This window comes from Modestobacter sp. NPDC049651 (genome assembly GCF_040659695.1).
Lineage (GTDB): Bacteria > Actinomycetota > Actinomycetes > Mycobacteriales > Geodermatophilaceae > Modestobacter.
Window position 1 is genome coordinate 81,577 of sequence record NZ_JBFAOG010000006.1, and the last position, 14,596, is coordinate 96,172.

A 14,596-nucleotide genomic window follows, 5' to 3' on the forward strand; every position below is an offset into this window, starting at 1 on the left:
CCGCCGGGTGCGCCCCTCCACCCGCCGCAGCGACGACGCCGACGTCATCCGCGCCCGCCTGCGTGCGCTGCTGGCGGAGGGGCAGCGGTCCGGCGGCTGGGTGCCCGACGACCCCGGCGACCCGGACCGCCCCGACCCCGACGACCCCCAGGGCGCGGGCGACGGCGCGGAGGCCGATCCCGACCGCTGGGAGACGCCGCTGACCGGCGACCCGGCGCTGCCGGTGCTGGGCCGGCACCGCGCCCCCGGCCGCACCGCCCGGGTCGTGCCCGGCCGGCCGGCGGCCTGGGCGCTGTGGGCGGCGGCGCTGGTCGCCGCGGCGGCGGTGCTGGGCTGGACGTGGCTGCACCGGCCCGCCGTCGAACCGGTGCCGTCCCGGGCGCCGGAGCCGACCGCCGCCGCCGCCGCGGCCCGGCCGACCGGGTCCCCGGACCCTGCGGCGCCCACGGGCACCGGGAGCGCGGTCGTCGTGTCGGTGGTCGGGCAGGTGGCCCGGCCCGGGCTGGTCACCCTCGCCCCGGGCGCCCGGGTCGCCGATGCGCTGGCCGCCGCGGGTGGCCTGCTGCCGGAGGCGGACCCGGCCGCCGTCAACGCCGCGGCCGTGGTCACCGACGGCCAGCAGATCGCGGTCGGCGTGCCGGGCGCCGCCGCCCCCGCCGCGGCGACCCCGGGTGGACCAGCTGCCGGCCCGGTCGACCTCAACACCGCCACGGTCGCCGACCTCGACGCGCTGCCCGGTGTCGGCCCCGTGCTGGCCCAGCGGATCGTCGACCACCGCACGGAGCACGGCCGGTTCACCGCGATCGAGCAGCTCGACGACGTCAGCGGCATCGGCCCGGCGCTGTATGCGCGGCTGGCACCGCTGCTGCGGGTCTGACGTGCGCAGCCTGCGGGTGGTCCGTCGCACCGACGAGGGCCGGTGGACCTGGCTGGACCTCCGCTTGGTGCCGCCGGCGGCGACGATCTGGGTCGCCACGCTGCTCACGGCCCGGCTCGGGGCGGCACCGCTCGCGCTGACCGCCGGGGCCGCCCTCGTCCTGGTGCCGTTGCTGCTGCGCGGCCGCACGGGCGGCCGGCGAGGCACCGTGCTGCTGGCGGGCTGCCTGGCCGCGCTGGCCGCGGTCTGCGCCGTCGCCGCGGTGCGGGCCGACGTGCGGGCGGGTTCGCCGCTGACCCGGCTGGCGGCCGACGGCGGGGTGGCCGGGCTGGTGCTGCGGGCCGACGCCGACCCCCGCCCGCTCACCGGCGCCGGCGAGCCGCGGGTGCTGCTGCCGGCGACCGTGACCGCCGTCGATGGCACGGCGGTCGCCGGCCAGCCGGTGCTGCTGTTCGGGCCGGCCGCCGAGTGGCAGCAGGTGCGCGCCGGGCAGTCGCTGCGGGTCCGGGCCGCGGTGCGCGCCGCCGAGCCCGGGGACGACGTGGTGGCGCTGCTGTCCGCCCGCTCCCCGCCCACGCAGCTCTCCGGCCCGGCCGGTCTGCAGCGGCTGGCGGCACCGGTGCGCGCCGGGCTCGCCGCCTCGGCGGACCGGGTGCTGCCGGCCCGCCCGGCCGGGCTGCTGCCCGGGCTCGTCGTCGGTGACACCCGCGGGATGGACGCCCAGCTGACCGAGGAGTTCCGCCGGGCCGGGCTGGCGCACCTCACCGCCGTGTCCGGGGCCAATGTCGCGATCGTGCTGACCCTGCTGCTCTGGCCACTCCGGCTGCGCGGCGCGGACCGCCGCCTGCAGGCACTGGTGGCCGTGCCCGGGCTCGTCGGGTTCGTGGTGCTGGCCGGGCCGCAGCCCAGCGTGCTGCGCGCGGCGGCGATGGGCGGGGTCACCCTGCTGGCCCTCGCCTCGGGGCGCAGCCGGGCGGCGGTCCCCGCGCTGTCCGCGGCGGTGGCGGTCCTGCTGCTGGTCGGTCCCGGGCTCGCGCGCGACCCCGGCTTCGCGCTGTCGGTGGCCGCGACCGCGGCGATCGTGCTGCTGGCGCCGGCCTGGTCGCGCGCGCTGCGCGCCCGGCGGCTGCCCGGTCCGCTCGCCGACGCGCTCGCGGTCTCCGCGGCCGCGGGGCTGGCCACCGCACCGCTGGTCGTGGCGTTGTCCGGCACGGTCAGCCTGGTCTCCCTGCCGGCCAACCTGCTGGCCGCGCCGGCGGTCGCGCCGGCCACGGTGCTGGGCCTGCTCGCGGCGCTGGCCGGGCCGGGGTGGCCGGCCGCCGGGGACCTGCTGACCTGGCTGGCGGGCTGGCCGGTGCGCTGGCTGGTCGCGGTCGGCGAGCGGGCCGCCGCGGTGCCCGACGGCGCGGTCGGCTGGCCCGGTGGCGCGGGCGGTGCGCTGCTGCTCGCGGCGGTGCTCGGGCTGCTCCTCTGGACGCTGCTGCGGTGGCCCCGGTGGCGGCTGCTCGCGCTGGCCGCGGTGGTCGGGATCGTCCTCGTGGGCTGGCCGGTGCGGCAGGTCAGCCGCGGCTGGCCACCCCCGGCGACGGCACTGGTCGCCTGCGACGTCGGGCAGGGCGACGCGCTGGTGCTGCCCACCGCGCCCGGTGAGGGGCTGCTCGTCGACGCCGGGCCCGACCCGGTGCTGGTCGACGCGTGCCTGGACCGGCTCGGGATCGACCGGCTGCCGCTGGTGCTGCTCTCGCACCTGGACGCCGACCACGTCGGCGGCCTGTCCGGGGCGCTCGGCGGCCGCGAGGTCGGGACGGTGGCCACCGGGTCGCTGGCGCCCACCGACGACCGGGCCCCGGCGCTCGGGGCGCTGGTCCGCCGCACCGGTGCCGAGCGGGCCGTCCTGGTCCCCGGCGACCGGCGCACCGTCGGGTCCGCGGCCGTCGAGGTGCTCGCGCCCGACCCGGCGCGAGCCGTGGTCGGCGCCGAGCCCAACGACCTGTCCCTGGTCGTGCGGGTCACCCAGCGGGGCCTCCGGCTGCTGTTCACCGGTGACCTGGGGGCGGACGCCGAACGCCGGCTGGCCGCGGGCACCGACCTGTCCGCCGACGTGCTCAAGGTGCCCCACCACGGCAGCGCCGACGCCGATCCCGGCTTCCTCGCCGCGACCGGCGCGCGGGTCGCGGTGGTGTCGGTCGGGGCGGACAACACCTACGGCCACCCGGCCACCCGGCTGCTGCGCTGGCTCGCCGCCGACGGCATGCGGGTCCACCGCACCGACCGGGACGGTGACGTCGCCGTGGCCGGCCGCGCCGGCGACTGGGGCGTGGCGGTGCGGGGACCGGACAGCGTCCTGGGACCCGCCGCCGCCGGGCGGCCCACCGCTCCGGGAGCCGCACCGCCGGGCCCGGCGGCGGCAGCGGCCGACCGTCGGAGGCGCGTGGCAGCATGGCGCCGTGGCTGCCGCACCCCCTCCTCCGACGTCCCGGCTGCGGGTCGTGCTCGGCGAGGAGGAGCTGCTGCGCGAGCGGGCGGTCTCGGCCGTCCGGACGGCGGTGCGCGACCTCCACCCGGACGTCGAGGAGCACGACCTGGTGGCCGGGGGCCTCCCGCTGGGCGACCTCGCGGAGGTGCTGTCGCCGTCGCTGTTCGGCGGCCACCGCCTCGTGGTCGTCCTCGGCGCCCAGGAGTCGGCCGCGGCGCTCGCCGACGCGCTCACCGGCTACCTCAAGGACCCCGACCCGGAGCTGACGCTCGTGCTCGTGCACTCCGGCGGCAAGCGCAACGAGGCGCTGGTCAAGGCATTCAAGGCCGCCGGTGCCGCGGTCGACGACTGCCCGAAGGTCACCTCGCCCGGCGACCGCATCGCCTTCGTCCGCAACGAGGTGCGCTACGCCGGAGGGAAGATCAGCCCCGACGCGGTGACCGCGCTCATCGAGGCGGTCGGCAACGACCTGCGCCAGCTGTCGTCCGCGGCCAGCCAGCTCGTCTCGGACTTCGGCGGGGTCGTCGACGCCGACGCCGTCGCCCGCTTCCACCGCGGCCAGGCGGAGGTCACCGGCTTCTCCGTCGCCGAGCGGGTGCTCGTCGGCGACACCGCGGGCTCGGTGGAGCTGCTGCGCTGGGCGCTGCAGCGCGGCGTGGCGCACGTGCTCATCGCCGACGCGCTCGCCGACGGGGTGCGCACCGCCGCCCGGGTCGCGTCGCTGAACACCACGAACATCGGTGACCTGGCGCGCACCCTCAAGCTGCCGCCGTGGAAGGTGAAGAAGGCCCAGGGGCAGGCCCGCGGCTGGAGCATCGACGGGCTGCAGCAGGCGATCGCGGTGACCGCGCAGCTCAACGCGGACGTGAAGGGCATGGCGGCCAGCGCCGACTACGCGCTGGAGCGCGCGGTCCGGCAGATCGTGGCGATCCGCGCGGCCACCGCCGGCGGCCGGGCCCGCACCGGCCGCTGACCGCCGCGCGCCGCCGGGCCCGCCGGCGGGCTCGCCGGGCAACGGCACGGCGGCGCCAGGGGCGACCGGGCCGAGGGGCGGCGCCCCTGCACGCCCCTGCGGACCGGTGCGAGCACCGGGTTCAGTAGGTGTAGCCACCACCCGTCGAGCTGCTCGAGGCGGCGGGCGCCTTAGTCAGCTCCGTGCCGTCGGGCTCGACGACGTGCCAGATCCCGCCGACGCCCTGCCCGGTGACGTCGCCCTTCGCCGCGTCGCCGGCGTAGGTGTAGACCGGCCGGCCGTCGATGGTCAGCTGCGGTCGGCCGTCGACCCCGGTGATCGTGCCGACCGTGCCGGTCACGTCGTGGACCACCGGGTGCGTCGACGTGGTCTCGACCGCCGGCCACAGGGTGGCGCAGCTGCCGGTGCAGGTGCTCGTCCCCGAGTTCGCGGTGTCCTGGTCGTAGAAGTAGACGGTGCGGCCGTGCCCGTCGACGACGACGGTGCCCAACGAGGTGCTGCCCGTCGCCAGCGCATCGGCGGAGCTGCCATCGGCGGCACTGCCACCAGCGGCACTGCCACCAGTGGCGTGCCCGCCGCCGGTCCCGCCGCCTGAGGTGCTCCCGGCCGAGCACCCGGCGAGCGCGGTGAGGGCCAGCGCCGAGCCGGCCACGGTGGTGAGCAGTCTGCGGTTCATGGAGGGTCGCCTTCCGGGAGTCCGTCGGCCGCGCCGCGCCCTGGGCGCCGCCGGGCGGTGCGGTGCCGCCGTCCCCACCACGGGACGCGGCGGCGGATCGTTCACCACGGCACCGATCCGCCCGACCGGTGAACGATCCGGCCCGCCACCCCGTCGTGCCCGGTGACAGGGTGGGACGACGAACGGATCGGGCGATGCGCACGCGGACGAAGGTCGTGCTGGCGGTGGGTGGATCGGTGCTGGTGCTCGGCGGCGTGGCGTTCGCCGTCGGACCGGGCATCTACGCCGACCACGTCAACTCCCAGGCCGCGGCGCCGCCCCGGATCGCCGCTGCCGGCGAGCGCGACCCGCTCCCCGCCACCGACCTGCCGGGGGAGTGGACGGTCGGGGCCGGCTCGTTCGCCGGCTACCGGGTGGACGAGGTACTCCGCGGCCACCGCGCCACGGTCACCGGCCGCACCGAGCAGGTGACCGGCGACCTGACCGTCACCGGCGACCAGCTCACCGCCGCCGACATCACGGTCGACGTCGCCGGCATCGCCACCCCCGAGGCGGCGCGCGACGCCTACTTCCGCAGCTCGGTGATGGACACCGACCGCTTTCCGCAGGCCACCTTCGAGCTGACCAGCCCAGCACCGGTCTCCGCGGTCACCGGCGGCCGGCCCGGCGAGGTGCCGGTGACCGGCGAGCTCACGATCCACGGCGTGACCCGGCAGGTGAGCACCACGCTGCAGGCGGCCGCTAACGGCGACGGCGCGCAGGTCACCGGCAGCGTGCCGATCACCTTCGCCGACTACGGCGTGACGGCGCCCCGGCTGCCCTTCGTCTCGGTCGAGGACACCGGTCAGGTCGAGTTCTCGCTGCACCTGGAGCGGGGGTGATCGCGGCCCGGCGCAGGTCCCGGGAGGCCGGGGCCCCGGCCGCCGACGACGCCGAGCTGCTGCGCGCCCTGCACGACGCGCACGGCCCTGACCTGCTGCGGTACGCGCTGCGGCTGACCGACGACCGGCAGCAGGCGGAGGACGTCGTCCAGGAGACGCTGCTGCGGGCCTGGCGGAAGCCCGACGTCCTCACCCAGGACGACGACGTGGCCCGGGCCTGGATGTTCACCGTGGCGCGGAACCTGGTGATCGACGACCGGCGCAGCGCCCGGCACCGCCGGGAGGTCGACACCGCGGAGGTGCCCGAGCGGGTCGGCGGCGGCAGCACCGAGGACGTGCTCGACGTGCTGCTCATCGCCGACGCGCTGGCCGCGCTGAGCCCCGAGCACCGGGCCGTCGTGGTCGACGCCTACTACCTGGGGCACACCGTGCCCGAGATCGCCCGCCGGCTGGAGATCCCGGCCGGCACCGTCAAGTCGCGCCTGCACTACGGTCTGCGCGCGCTGCGGCTGACCCTGCAGGAGAGAGGAGTCACCCGGTGACCGACGACGTGTACCGGGAGTGGGACTCCGCCTACGTGCTCGGCGCGCTGACACCCGTCGAGCGGCGGGAGTACGAGACGCACCTGGCCTCCTGCCCCGGCTGCCGGGCCGCGGTCGCCGAGCTCGCCGGGCTGCCCGGCGTGCTGAACCGGCTGCCGGCCCAGGACGCGCTGGCCATCCGCGACCAGGACGCCGGACCCCGGCGGGACGGCGACCGGGTGCGGGTGCTGGCCGACCGGGCCCGGCGCCGGCGGCGGCAGGGCCGGCTGCGCACCGCGGCCGCCGGGCTGGGCGTCGCTGCCGTGCTGGCCGGCGGGGGCGTCGTCGTGGGCACCCAGCTCGGCGACGACCCGGCCGGCCCGGCGGTCGCGACCGCCTCGGCCCGCACCGTCGACCTGCAGCCGGTCGGCGGCAGCGGCCTCACCGCCCAGCTGACCGCCACCCCGACCCGGTGGGGTACCCGCCTCGACTGGAGCTGCCGTTACCCCGCGGCCGTACCGGACGGGTACGGGGTCCGCTACGCGCTGGTCGTCATCACCGACGACGGCCAGGAGCGGACGGTGGCCACCTGGAGCGGCGACGGCACCTCGGCGTCCGGGCTGTCGGCGACCACGGACGTCGAGAGGGCGGCGATCCGCAGCATCGACGTCCGCTCGGTCGGCAGCACGGCGCCGCTGGCCCGCTCGGACCTCTGACCGGCGCCTACCGGGCGCTGCCGACCACCGCGGCGAGCCAGTCGGCGAACGCCGGCCACACCAGGTCCGCCAGCCGCTGGTAGCCGGCGGCCCCGGGATGGGCACCGTCGACCGACGCGATCTCGGCGATCCAGTCCGCGTCGCCGGCGAGCGGGGCCGCCACCTCGGCGTAGGGCACGCCGCGGTCGGTGCACCGCGCGGCGAGCGCCCTCGACAGCGCCTCGATGCGCTCGTTCTGCGCCGGGTCGGCGACCAGCGCCGGGCCGACCACCAGCACCGGCCAGGACGCCGCGGCCGCGGCGGCGAGCACGCCGTCGAGGGCGGTGAGCGTCTCGTCCTCGGTGGCCCGGCGGCGGCCGTCCTCGACGGTGGTGTCGTTGACCCCGCCGGCCACGACCAGGCCGTGCGCGTCGCCGTCCCGCAGCCGCGGCCGGGCCTCGGCGAGGAGCCGGCGGCCGATCTCCGGGGTGGTCTCCCGGCGGATCCCGAGCGGGTACGCGGTGAGGTCCCAGCCGGTCGCCCGGGCGCGCGCGGCCACCCGCCCCACCCAGCCGAGCGCCGCCGGGTCGCCGACCCCGGCGGCGAAGGAGTCGCCGAGGACGGCGACGCGGACGTCGGGTGCGGCGGTCACCGCGGCGTGAGCCGGACCGCGGGGTCGCGGCACCAGGCCTCGGCCGCCGGCCAGCGCCCGTAGCCGGCGGTCAGGTCGAGGTGCCCGGCGCCGGGCAGCAGGTCGAGGTCGAGCCCGAGCGCGGCCCACTCCGGGGACGGCCCGCCGCGGGAGTAGGGGTCGTCGTCCGCGATGGCCAGCCGGGTGACGCCGGCCGCCTCCTTCAACGCCGCCGCGTCCAGCGGCACCCGCGACCACTCGGCGACCTCGGGGAACCCGGCCAGCACGTCCGGCCGCGGCGGCGCGACCAGCAGCACCCGGTCGACCCGCTCGGCGGGCGCCAGCAGCGTCGCGACGTGTGCCCAGGTGGGGGCCGCGAGGGAGTGCGCGACGACCACCCGCTCACCCTCGCCGAGCTGGGCGAGCTCCGCGCGCACCAGCGCTGTCCACGCCGCGAGCGAGGGCCGGTCGGGGTCGGGCAGCTGCGGGTAGAGCACCTGCTCACCCGATGCGCGGAGCGCCTCGGTCAGCTGCCACTGCCAGTGCCCGCGGGGGCGGTGGTTCTGCCACCCGTGCAGCACGAGGAACCGACGGTCGGGCACGGGGGACCTCCAGCGGGACGGAACGGGGGCCGACGTGCGACGAGCCCCTCTCCCGGGAACGGGAGAGGGGCTCGTCGAGGAGCGGGGGCCGGCCTCAGAGCGAGGCGGCCTGCTTGGCCAGCGCCGACTTGCGGTTCGCAGCCTGGTTCTTGTGGATGATGCCCTTGCTGGCGGCCTTGTCGAGCGCCTTGGCGGCGGTCTGCAGGGCGACGGTGGCCGCGGCCTTGTCCCCGGCGTCGGCGGCGACGCGGAAACGCCGGACCGACGTCTTCAGCGCGGACTTGACGGCGACGTTGCGCTGCCGCGCGATCTCGTTCGTCTTGATCCGCTTCTTCTGGGACTTGATGTTCGCCACGCGTGAGCCTCGAATGTCTCTGGGGGTCGGGTCAGTGCAAGTGCTTGAGTCCTGCGTCCGCGGCACCACGAGGCGCACGGCGGACCGGCCTCACAAGATACCAGGGCTGCCGGTGCTCCCTCCACCCGCGGGCGGGGGAGCGGCATCCGGCGCGGGCGATCGCTGTACCCCGGCCGGACGTGGGACCATGGGCGCACTGTGACGACTCCCGCCATGACCGATCCCGCCCGGATCCGGAACTTCTGCATCATCGCCCACATCGACCACGGCAAGTCGACGTTGGCGGACCGGATGCTCGAGGTGACCGGCATCATCGAGGCGCGGCAGATGCGTGCCCAGTACCTCGACCGCATGGACATCGAGCGCGAGCGCGGCATCACCATCAAGGCGCAGAACGTGCGCCTGCCGTGGAAGGTCGGCGACGACGAGTTCGTCCTGGACATGATCGACACCCCGGGCCACGTCGACTTCACCTACGAGGTGTCCCGGTCGCTGGCCGCCTGTGAGGGCGCCGTGCTGCTGGTCGACGCCGCGCAGGGCATCGAGGCGCAGACGCTGGCCAACCTGTACCTGGCGATGGAGAACGACCTCACCATCATCCCGGTGCTGAACAAGATCGACCTGCCCGCGGCCCAGCCGGAGAAGTTCGCCGCCGAGATCGCCAACATCATCGGCTGCGAGCCCGACGAGGTGCTGCGGGTCAGCGGCAAGACCGGCGAGGGCGTCGCCGAGCTGCTCGACGAGATCGTCGCGAAGATCCCCGCGCCGGTGGGCAACGCCGACGGCCCCGCCCGGGCGATGATCTTCGACTCGGTCTACGACATCTACCGCGGCGTGATCACCTACGTCCGCGTCGTCGACGGCCGGATCAGCAGCCGCGAGCGGATCAAGATGATGTCGACCGGCGCCGTCCACGAGCTGCTGGAGATCGGCGTCATCTCCCCGGAGCCCAAGCCGGTCGACGGCCTCGGCGTCGGCGAGGTCGGCTACTTCATCACCGGGGTGAAGGACGTCCGCCAGTCCCGCGTCGGTGACACCGTCACGCTGCAGCACAAGCCGGCCAGCGAGGCCATCGGCGGCTACAGCGACCCCAAGCCGATGGTCTACTCCGGGCTCTACCCGATCGACGGCAGCGAGTACCAGCTGCTGCGCGAGTCGCTGGACAAGCTGCTGCTCAACGACGCGGCGCTGGTCTACGAGCCGGAGACGTCGGCGGCGCTGGGCTTCGGCTTCCGGGTCGGCTTCCTCGGCCTGCTGCACCTGGAGATCGTCCGGGAGCGGCTGGAGCGGGAGAGCGGCCTGTCGCTGATCTCCACCGCGCCGAACGTCGTCTACCGGGTGGTGATGGAGGACCGCTCGGAGGTCGTGGTCACCAACCCCAGCGACTGGCCCGAGGGCAAGATCGACAAGGTCTACGAGCCGGTCGTCAACGCCACCATCATCGCGCCCAGCGACTACACCGGCGCGATCATGGAGCTGTGCCAGAGCCGCCGCGGCTCGCTCACCGGGATGGACTACCTGTCCGAGACCCGCGTCGAGCTGCGCTACACGCTGCCGCTCGGCGAGATCATCTTCGACTTCTTCGACGCGCTGAAGTCGCGCACCCGCGGCTACGCGAGCCTGGACTACCAGGAGGCCGGCGAGCAGGAGTCGCAGCTGGTGAAGGTCGACATCCTGCTGCAGGGCGAGGCGGTCGACGCGTTCTCCGCGATCGTGCACAAGGACAAGGCCTACAGCTACGGCGTCCTCATGGCCGGCAAGCTCCGCGAGCTCATCCCTCGCCAGCAGTTCGAGGTGCCGATCCAGGCCGCCGTCGGCTCCCGGGTGATCGCCCGCGAGACGGTGCGCGCGATCCGCAAGGACGTGCTGGCCAAGTGCTACGGCGGTGACATCACCCGCAAGCGGAAGCTGCTGGAGAAGCAGAAGGAGGGCAAGAAGCGGATGAAGATGGTCGGCCGCGTCGAGGTCCCCCAGGAGGCCTTCGTGGCCGCGCTCTCCACCGCAGAGCCGACCGCCGCCAAGAAGTGACCGGCCGGCTGCTGGCGGTCTGCGTCTCCGGCACGGAGCTGCTGCCGCTGCCCGACAAGCGGCCCGACCGCTCGGGCATCGACAAGAAGCCGGTCGACGGGCGGGTCGCCGTCCACCCGCTGGGCCTGGACGGCGACGTCCAGGTCAACAAGCGGCACCACGGCGGTGAGGGCCAGGCGGTCTACGCCTACGCCCAGTCCGACGCCGACTGGTGGGAGGCCGAGCTCGGCCGCGCGCTGCCGCCGGGCCGGTTCGGCGAGAACCTCCGGACGGCGGGGCTCGACCTCGTGCACGCCGTCATCGGTGAGCGCTGGCAGGTGGGGACGACGCTGCTCGAGGTGACCGCCTGGCGCACGCCCTGCGCGAACTTCGCCCGGTACTGGGGCATTCCGGACCTGGTGAAGCGGTTCGCCGCGCACGGTGCGACCGGCGCCTACCTGCGGGTGCTCCGACCCGGCGACATCGGCGCAGGGGACGCCGTCGAGGTGCTCGACCGGCCCGACCACGGGATCACCGTGGGCGAGGCGTTCCGCATCGCGACCTTCGAGAAGACCCGGCTGCCGGAGCTGACGGTGGCGCTGCCGTACCTGCCGGTGAAGGACCAGCCGAAGCTCGCCGCGAAGATCGAGAAGCGGCTGGCCGCGCAGGCCTGAACCCGTTCCACCGAACCGCCGGCAGGGCTAGCGTCGCCTCCGGTCCGGCCAGGACCGCCGGGCCGCGGCACCACGGGCGGAGTCCTGCCATGTACGCCTTCACCGTCGACGTCCACGCACCCATCGAGCAGTACGACATGGTGCACGCCGAGGTCGCCCGCCGCAGCGCGGGCGCGGTCCCCGGTCTCCTCGTCCACTTCGGCCGGTCGACCGCGACCGGCTTCCAGGTGCTCGAGATCTGGGAGACCAAGGAGCAGTGCGACCGGTTCAGCAACGAGATCGTCGGCCCGGTGATCGCCGAGATGGCGGCCGGTCAACCGATGGCGACGCAGGACCCGGTGATGACCGAGTTCGACCCGCACGGGCTGATGCTCGCCGCCCGGGCGAACGCCTCCGCCTGACCGATCACGCGGTCGCACGTGCCTGACTCCGCGGGCCGGTCCGCCCCTCGCTCGTTCCCCGCTGCGATGCTCCCGGCCCTGTCGTCAGGCGACGGCGGCCTCCTGACCGCCCGTCGCCCGCACCAGGTCGGCGTAGGACAGCCCGACCATCGTCGAGTGGTCGCCCCCGCCGGCCCACACCTGCGGGTACCCGGCCAGGTCGACGTCGACGACGGTGCGCAGCGGCGCGGGGTGGCCCACCGGACCCACCCCGCCCACCTCCTGCCCGGTCGCGGCCAGCACGAACTCCGGTGTCGCCCGGCGCACCCGGGCGGCTCCGACCAGGGCCGCGACCTCGGCGGTGTCCACCCGGTGCGCGCCGGAGGTGAGCACCAGCAGCGGCGCGCCGTCCGCGGCGAACACCAGGCTGTTGGCGATCGCGCCGACCGCCACGCCCAGCGCCTCGGCGGCGGCCGCCGCGGTCGGCACCGGCTGGTCGAAGGTGCGCACCTCGGCGTCGACGCCGGCCGCGCGCAGGTCGCCCAGCAGACGCTCGACCGGACCGGTCACAGGGTGAAGACGATCTTGCCGTTGGTGCGGCCCTCGAGCATCCGCGCGAAGCCGTCGCGGGCCTCGGTCAGCGGCAGCTCGACGTCGATCTGCGGCCGCACGCCGGTGACCCGGCACATCTGGACGAGGGCCTCCAGCTCGGCGCGGGTGCCCATGGTCGAGCCGATCACCGACAGCTGGGTGAAGAACACCCGGTTCAGCTCGGCGCCGGGGTTGAAGCCGGTCGTCGCGCCGGAGGTCACGATCACGCCGCCGGGCCGCAGCGACTTCACGCTGTGGCTCCACGTCGCCTCGCCGACGGTCTCCATGACGCCGTCCACCCGCTCGGGCAGCCGGGCGCCGGTCTCGAACGCGGCGTCCGCGCCCAGGGCGAGCGCCGCGGCCCGCTTCTCCTCGGTGCGCCCGGTGACCCACATCCGGTAGCCGGCCGCCCGGCCCAGGCTGACCAGCGCCGTCGCGACGCCGCCGCTGGCGCCCTGCACCAGCACGGTCGAGCCCGGCCGCAGCCCGGACTTCACGAACAGCATCCGGTAGGCGGTCAGCCACGCGGTGGGCAGGCAGGCGGCCTGCGCGAAGCTCAGCTCGGCCGGCTTGGGCAGCAGGTTGCGCCGCGGGACGGCGACCCGCTCGGCCATCGTGCCCTGGTGCAGCTCGGAGAACAGCGTGCGCTTCGGGTCGAGCGTCTCGTCGCCGGTCCACCCGTCGCTGGCCACCACGCCGTGGACGACGACCTCGTTGCCGTCCTCGTCGACCCCGGCCGCGTCGGTGCCCAGCACCATCGGCATCCGCTCGGCGGGCAGCCCGATGCCGCGCAGGCTGAACAGGTCGTGGTGGTTCAGCGACACGGCGCGCACCGTCACCGTCGTCCACCCGTCGGGGACCTCCGGCTCCGGGCGGTCACCGATCTCCAGCACGGAGAGCGGTTCGTCCGGGGCAGGCGTCGACACGAAGGCAGCGAGCATGCCTGGCAACGTAACCGAGGCGCTGATCACAGGCGAGCCGCTGATCACCTGATGACGACGGCTCTGGTCCGCTTCCGCGCGGCGGTCCGCTCCTCGCTCGTTCCTCGCTGCGATGCTCCCGCCGCTGTCAGCGGACGACGACGGCGAACTCCTGCTGCGCGACGAACTCGCCGATCACCGGGGCGCCGGGCACCTCGCCGCCGAGCAGCAGCCCGCCGGAGGTCTGCGCGTCGGCGAGCAGCAGCGCCTCGTCCTCCGCGATCGCCGAGAGGTCGGCGTGCGGGCGCACCCAGTCGAGGTTGCGCCGGGTGCCGCCGGAGACGAACCCGGCCGCGGCCGCCTCGCGCGCGCCGGCCAGGTAGGGGACGGCGGCCGCGTCGACCACCGCGGTCACGCCGCTGGCCCGCGCCATCTTGTACAGGTGGCCGAGCAGGCCGAACCCGGTGACGTCGGTGCCCGCGCGGATCCCGGCGGCGACGGCCGCGACCGAGGCCTCGGCGTTCAGCGTGGTCATCGACGCGACGGCCTCCGCGGACACCTCGCCGGTGCTCTTCATCCGGTTGTTGAGCACCCCGACGCCCAGCGGCTTGGTCAGCGACAGCGCGGTGCCGGGCGTCGCGGCGGCGTTGGTGATGATCCGGTCGACGTCGACCAGCCCGGTGACGGCCATGCCGTACTTGGGCTCCGGGTCGTCGATCGAGTGCCCGCCGCCGACGTGGCAGCCGGCCTGCTGGGCGACCTCCAGGCCCCCGCGGAGCACCTCGGCGGCGAGCTCGGCGGGCAGGACGTCGCGCGGCCAGCCGAGCAGGTTCACCGCCACGACCGGGGTGCCGCCCATCGCGTAGACGTCGCTGAGGGCGTTGGCCGCGGCGATCCGGCCGAAGTCGTAGGCGTCGTCGACGACGGGGGTGAAGAAGTCCGTGGTGAGCACCAGGCCCTGGCCGCCGGGCAGCTGCACGACCGCGGCGTCGTCCCCGTCGTCCAGGCCGACGACCAGCCGGGCGGCCGGGTCCGCGGGACCGGTGTGGGTGAGACCCGCGACCACGGCCTCCAGTTCGCCCGGCGGGATCTTGCAGGCGCAGCCTCCACCGTGGGCGTACTGGGTGAGCCGGACAGCGGTGGCGGTCATGGCTGCGAATCTAGGCGTCCCGCGGCCGGGGCGGCCGGGGTGTTCCGGCCAGTGAGCAGGCGGTGCCGGTAGGGTCCGCCGTGGAGGCGTCAGGGTGTCTGGTGGCCCCCGCGGCCTCTAAAGCCGACGTGATCGAGCATCTCGGTCAGGCGGGTTCGATTCCCGTCCGCCTCCGCCACGCCCCCGG

General features: G+C 75.8%; 15 protein-coding genes, 1 tRNA gene and 1 pseudogene. 10 read left to right on the forward strand and 7 right to left on the reverse strand.

Annotation, left to right across the window (positions count from 1 at the left end):
- The first annotated feature begins 7 nt into the window (after positions 1-7).
- The 3 genes and pseudogenes from AB0J00_RS10805 to holA all read left to right on the forward strand — a co-directional run bounded on the left by AB0J00_RS10805 (position 8) and on the right by holA (position 4,326).
- Entirely contained in the window at positions 8-877 is an 870-nt protein-coding gene (locus AB0J00_RS10805; RefSeq protein WP_357743921.1) for a helix-hairpin-helix domain-containing protein, read from the forward strand.
- Positions 878-1,589: 712 nt separating this feature from the next.
- Positions 1,590-2,951, forward strand: a pseudogene (locus tag AB0J00_RS10810) (ComEC/Rec2 family competence protein); the annotation flags it as partial.
- A gap of 373 nt (positions 2,952-3,324) precedes the next feature.
- Complete coding sequence (gene holA, locus AB0J00_RS10815) at positions 3,325-4,326, forward strand: DNA polymerase III subunit delta (protein ID WP_357743923.1); 1,002 nt, start codon at positions 3,325-3,327, stop codon at positions 4,324-4,326.
- A 121-nt stretch (positions 4,327-4,447) separates the two neighbouring features.
- On the opposite strand, the gene AB0J00_RS10820 is transcribed toward holA, so the two are convergent.
- On the reverse strand, positions 4,448-5,002 hold the full coding sequence (locus AB0J00_RS10820; RefSeq protein ID WP_357743925.1) for a hypothetical protein: 555 nt from the start codon (positions 5,000-5,002) through the stop codon (positions 4,448-4,450).
- A 194-nt stretch (positions 5,003-5,196) separates the two neighbouring features.
- Here AB0J00_RS10820 and AB0J00_RS10825 point away from each other — a divergent pair, with 194 nt between their 5' ends.
- Genes AB0J00_RS10825 through AB0J00_RS10835 form a run of 3 tightly spaced genes read left to right on the forward strand, consistent with a single transcriptional unit; the run spans position 5,197 to position 7,120 of the window.
- Positions 5,197-5,883 (forward strand): YceI family protein, encoded by a 687-nt coding sequence (locus tag AB0J00_RS10825; protein ID WP_357743927.1) that lies wholly within the window; start codon positions 5,197-5,199, stop codon positions 5,881-5,883.
- Complete coding sequence (locus tag AB0J00_RS10830) at positions 5,880-6,425, forward strand: sigma-70 family RNA polymerase sigma factor (RefSeq protein WP_357743929.1); 546 nt, start codon at positions 5,880-5,882, stop codon at positions 6,423-6,425. The genes AB0J00_RS10825 and AB0J00_RS10830 overlap by 4 nt, the downstream gene beginning before the upstream one ends.
- Entirely contained in the window at positions 6,422-7,120 is a 699-nt protein-coding gene (locus AB0J00_RS10835) for a zf-HC2 domain-containing protein (protein WP_357743931.1), read from the forward strand. Before AB0J00_RS10830 ends, AB0J00_RS10835 begins: the two co-directional genes overlap by 4 nt.
- Positions 7,121-7,127: 7 nt before the next feature.
- Here the strand turns inward: AB0J00_RS10835 and AB0J00_RS10840 are convergent, their stop codons facing one another.
- From AB0J00_RS10840 to rpsT, 3 genes are all read right to left on the reverse strand, one after another.
- Entirely contained in the window at positions 7,128-7,751 is a 624-nt protein-coding gene (locus AB0J00_RS10840; RefSeq protein WP_357743933.1) for a GDSL-type esterase/lipase family protein, read from the reverse strand.
- Entirely contained in the window at positions 7,748-8,332 is a 585-nt protein-coding gene (locus tag AB0J00_RS10845) for an alpha/beta hydrolase (protein ID WP_357743935.1), read from the reverse strand. The genes AB0J00_RS10840 and AB0J00_RS10845 overlap by 4 nt, the downstream gene beginning before the upstream one ends.
- A gap of 94 nt (positions 8,333-8,426) precedes the next feature.
- Positions 8,427-8,687, reverse strand: coding sequence for a 30S ribosomal protein S20 (gene rpsT / locus AB0J00_RS10850; RefSeq protein ID WP_357743937.1), 261 nt, complete (start codon positions 8,685-8,687; stop codon positions 8,427-8,429).
- A 213-nt stretch (positions 8,688-8,900) separates the two neighbouring features.
- Here rpsT and lepA point away from each other — a divergent pair, with 213 nt between their 5' ends.
- From lepA to AB0J00_RS10865, 3 genes are all read left to right on the forward strand, one after another.
- On the forward strand, positions 8,901-10,715 hold the full coding sequence (lepA, locus tag AB0J00_RS10855) for a translation elongation factor 4 (protein ID WP_357743939.1): 1,815 nt from the start codon (positions 8,901-8,903) through the stop codon (positions 10,713-10,715).
- Positions 10,712-11,368: an MOSC domain-containing protein gene (locus AB0J00_RS10860; RefSeq protein WP_357743941.1), complete on the forward strand. Its 657-nt coding sequence runs from the start codon at positions 10,712-10,714 to the stop codon at positions 11,366-11,368. Before lepA ends, AB0J00_RS10860 begins: the two co-directional genes overlap by 4 nt.
- 89 nt (positions 11,369-11,457) lie before the next feature.
- The gene (locus tag AB0J00_RS10865) at positions 11,458-11,769 is read left to right on the forward strand and encodes a hypothetical protein (RefSeq protein ID WP_357743943.1); all 312 of its coding nucleotides are present in this window, start codon (positions 11,458-11,460) and stop codon (positions 11,767-11,769) included.
- 84 nt (positions 11,770-11,853) lie between these two features.
- Here the strand turns inward: AB0J00_RS10865 and AB0J00_RS10870 are convergent, their stop codons facing one another.
- From AB0J00_RS10870 to selD, 3 genes are all read right to left on the reverse strand, one after another.
- Entirely contained in the window at positions 11,854-12,318 is a 465-nt protein-coding gene (locus AB0J00_RS10870; RefSeq protein ID WP_357743945.1) for a YbaK/EbsC family protein, read from the reverse strand.
- Complete coding sequence (locus AB0J00_RS10875) at positions 12,315-13,280, reverse strand: zinc-binding dehydrogenase (RefSeq protein ID WP_357743947.1); 966 nt, start codon at positions 13,278-13,280, stop codon at positions 12,315-12,317. The genes AB0J00_RS10870 and AB0J00_RS10875 overlap by 4 nt, the downstream gene beginning before the upstream one ends.
- Positions 13,281-13,407: 127 nt before the next feature.
- Positions 13,408-14,409: a selenide, water dikinase SelD gene (selD, locus tag AB0J00_RS10880; protein WP_357743949.1), complete on the reverse strand. Its 1,002-nt coding sequence runs from the start codon at positions 14,407-14,409 to the stop codon at positions 13,408-13,410.
- An 82-nt stretch (positions 14,410-14,491) separates the two neighbouring features.
- Here selD and AB0J00_RS10885 point away from each other — a divergent pair.
- A tRNA-OTHER gene (locus tag AB0J00_RS10885) sits at positions 14,492-14,587 on the forward strand.
- Positions 14,588-14,596: the final 9 nt, after the last annotated feature.

Bases quoted from the DNA above. Each gene is read 5' to 3' on its own strand.
- lepA (WP_357743939.1), top strand. From the start codon at position 8,901: ATGACCGATCCCGCCCGGATCCGGAACTTCTGCATCATCGCCCACATC.
- AB0J00_RS10865 (WP_357743943.1), top strand. From the start codon at position 11,458: ATGTACGCCTTCACCGTCGACGTCCACGCACCCATCGAGCAGTACGAC.
- AB0J00_RS10875 (WP_357743947.1), bottom strand. From the start codon at position 13,280: ATGCTCGCTGCCTTCGTGTCGACGCCTGCCCCGGACGAACCGCTCTCC.
- AB0J00_RS10820 (WP_357743925.1), bottom strand. From the start codon at position 5,002: ATGAACCGCAGACTGCTCACCACCGTGGCCGGCTCGGCGCTGGCCCTC.
- AB0J00_RS10825 (WP_357743927.1), top strand. From the start codon at position 5,197: ATGCGCACGCGGACGAAGGTCGTGCTGGCGGTGGGTGGATCGGTGCTG.
- selD (WP_357743949.1), bottom strand. From the start codon at position 14,409: ATGACCGCCACCGCTGTCCGGCTCACCCAGTACGCCCACGGTGGAGGC.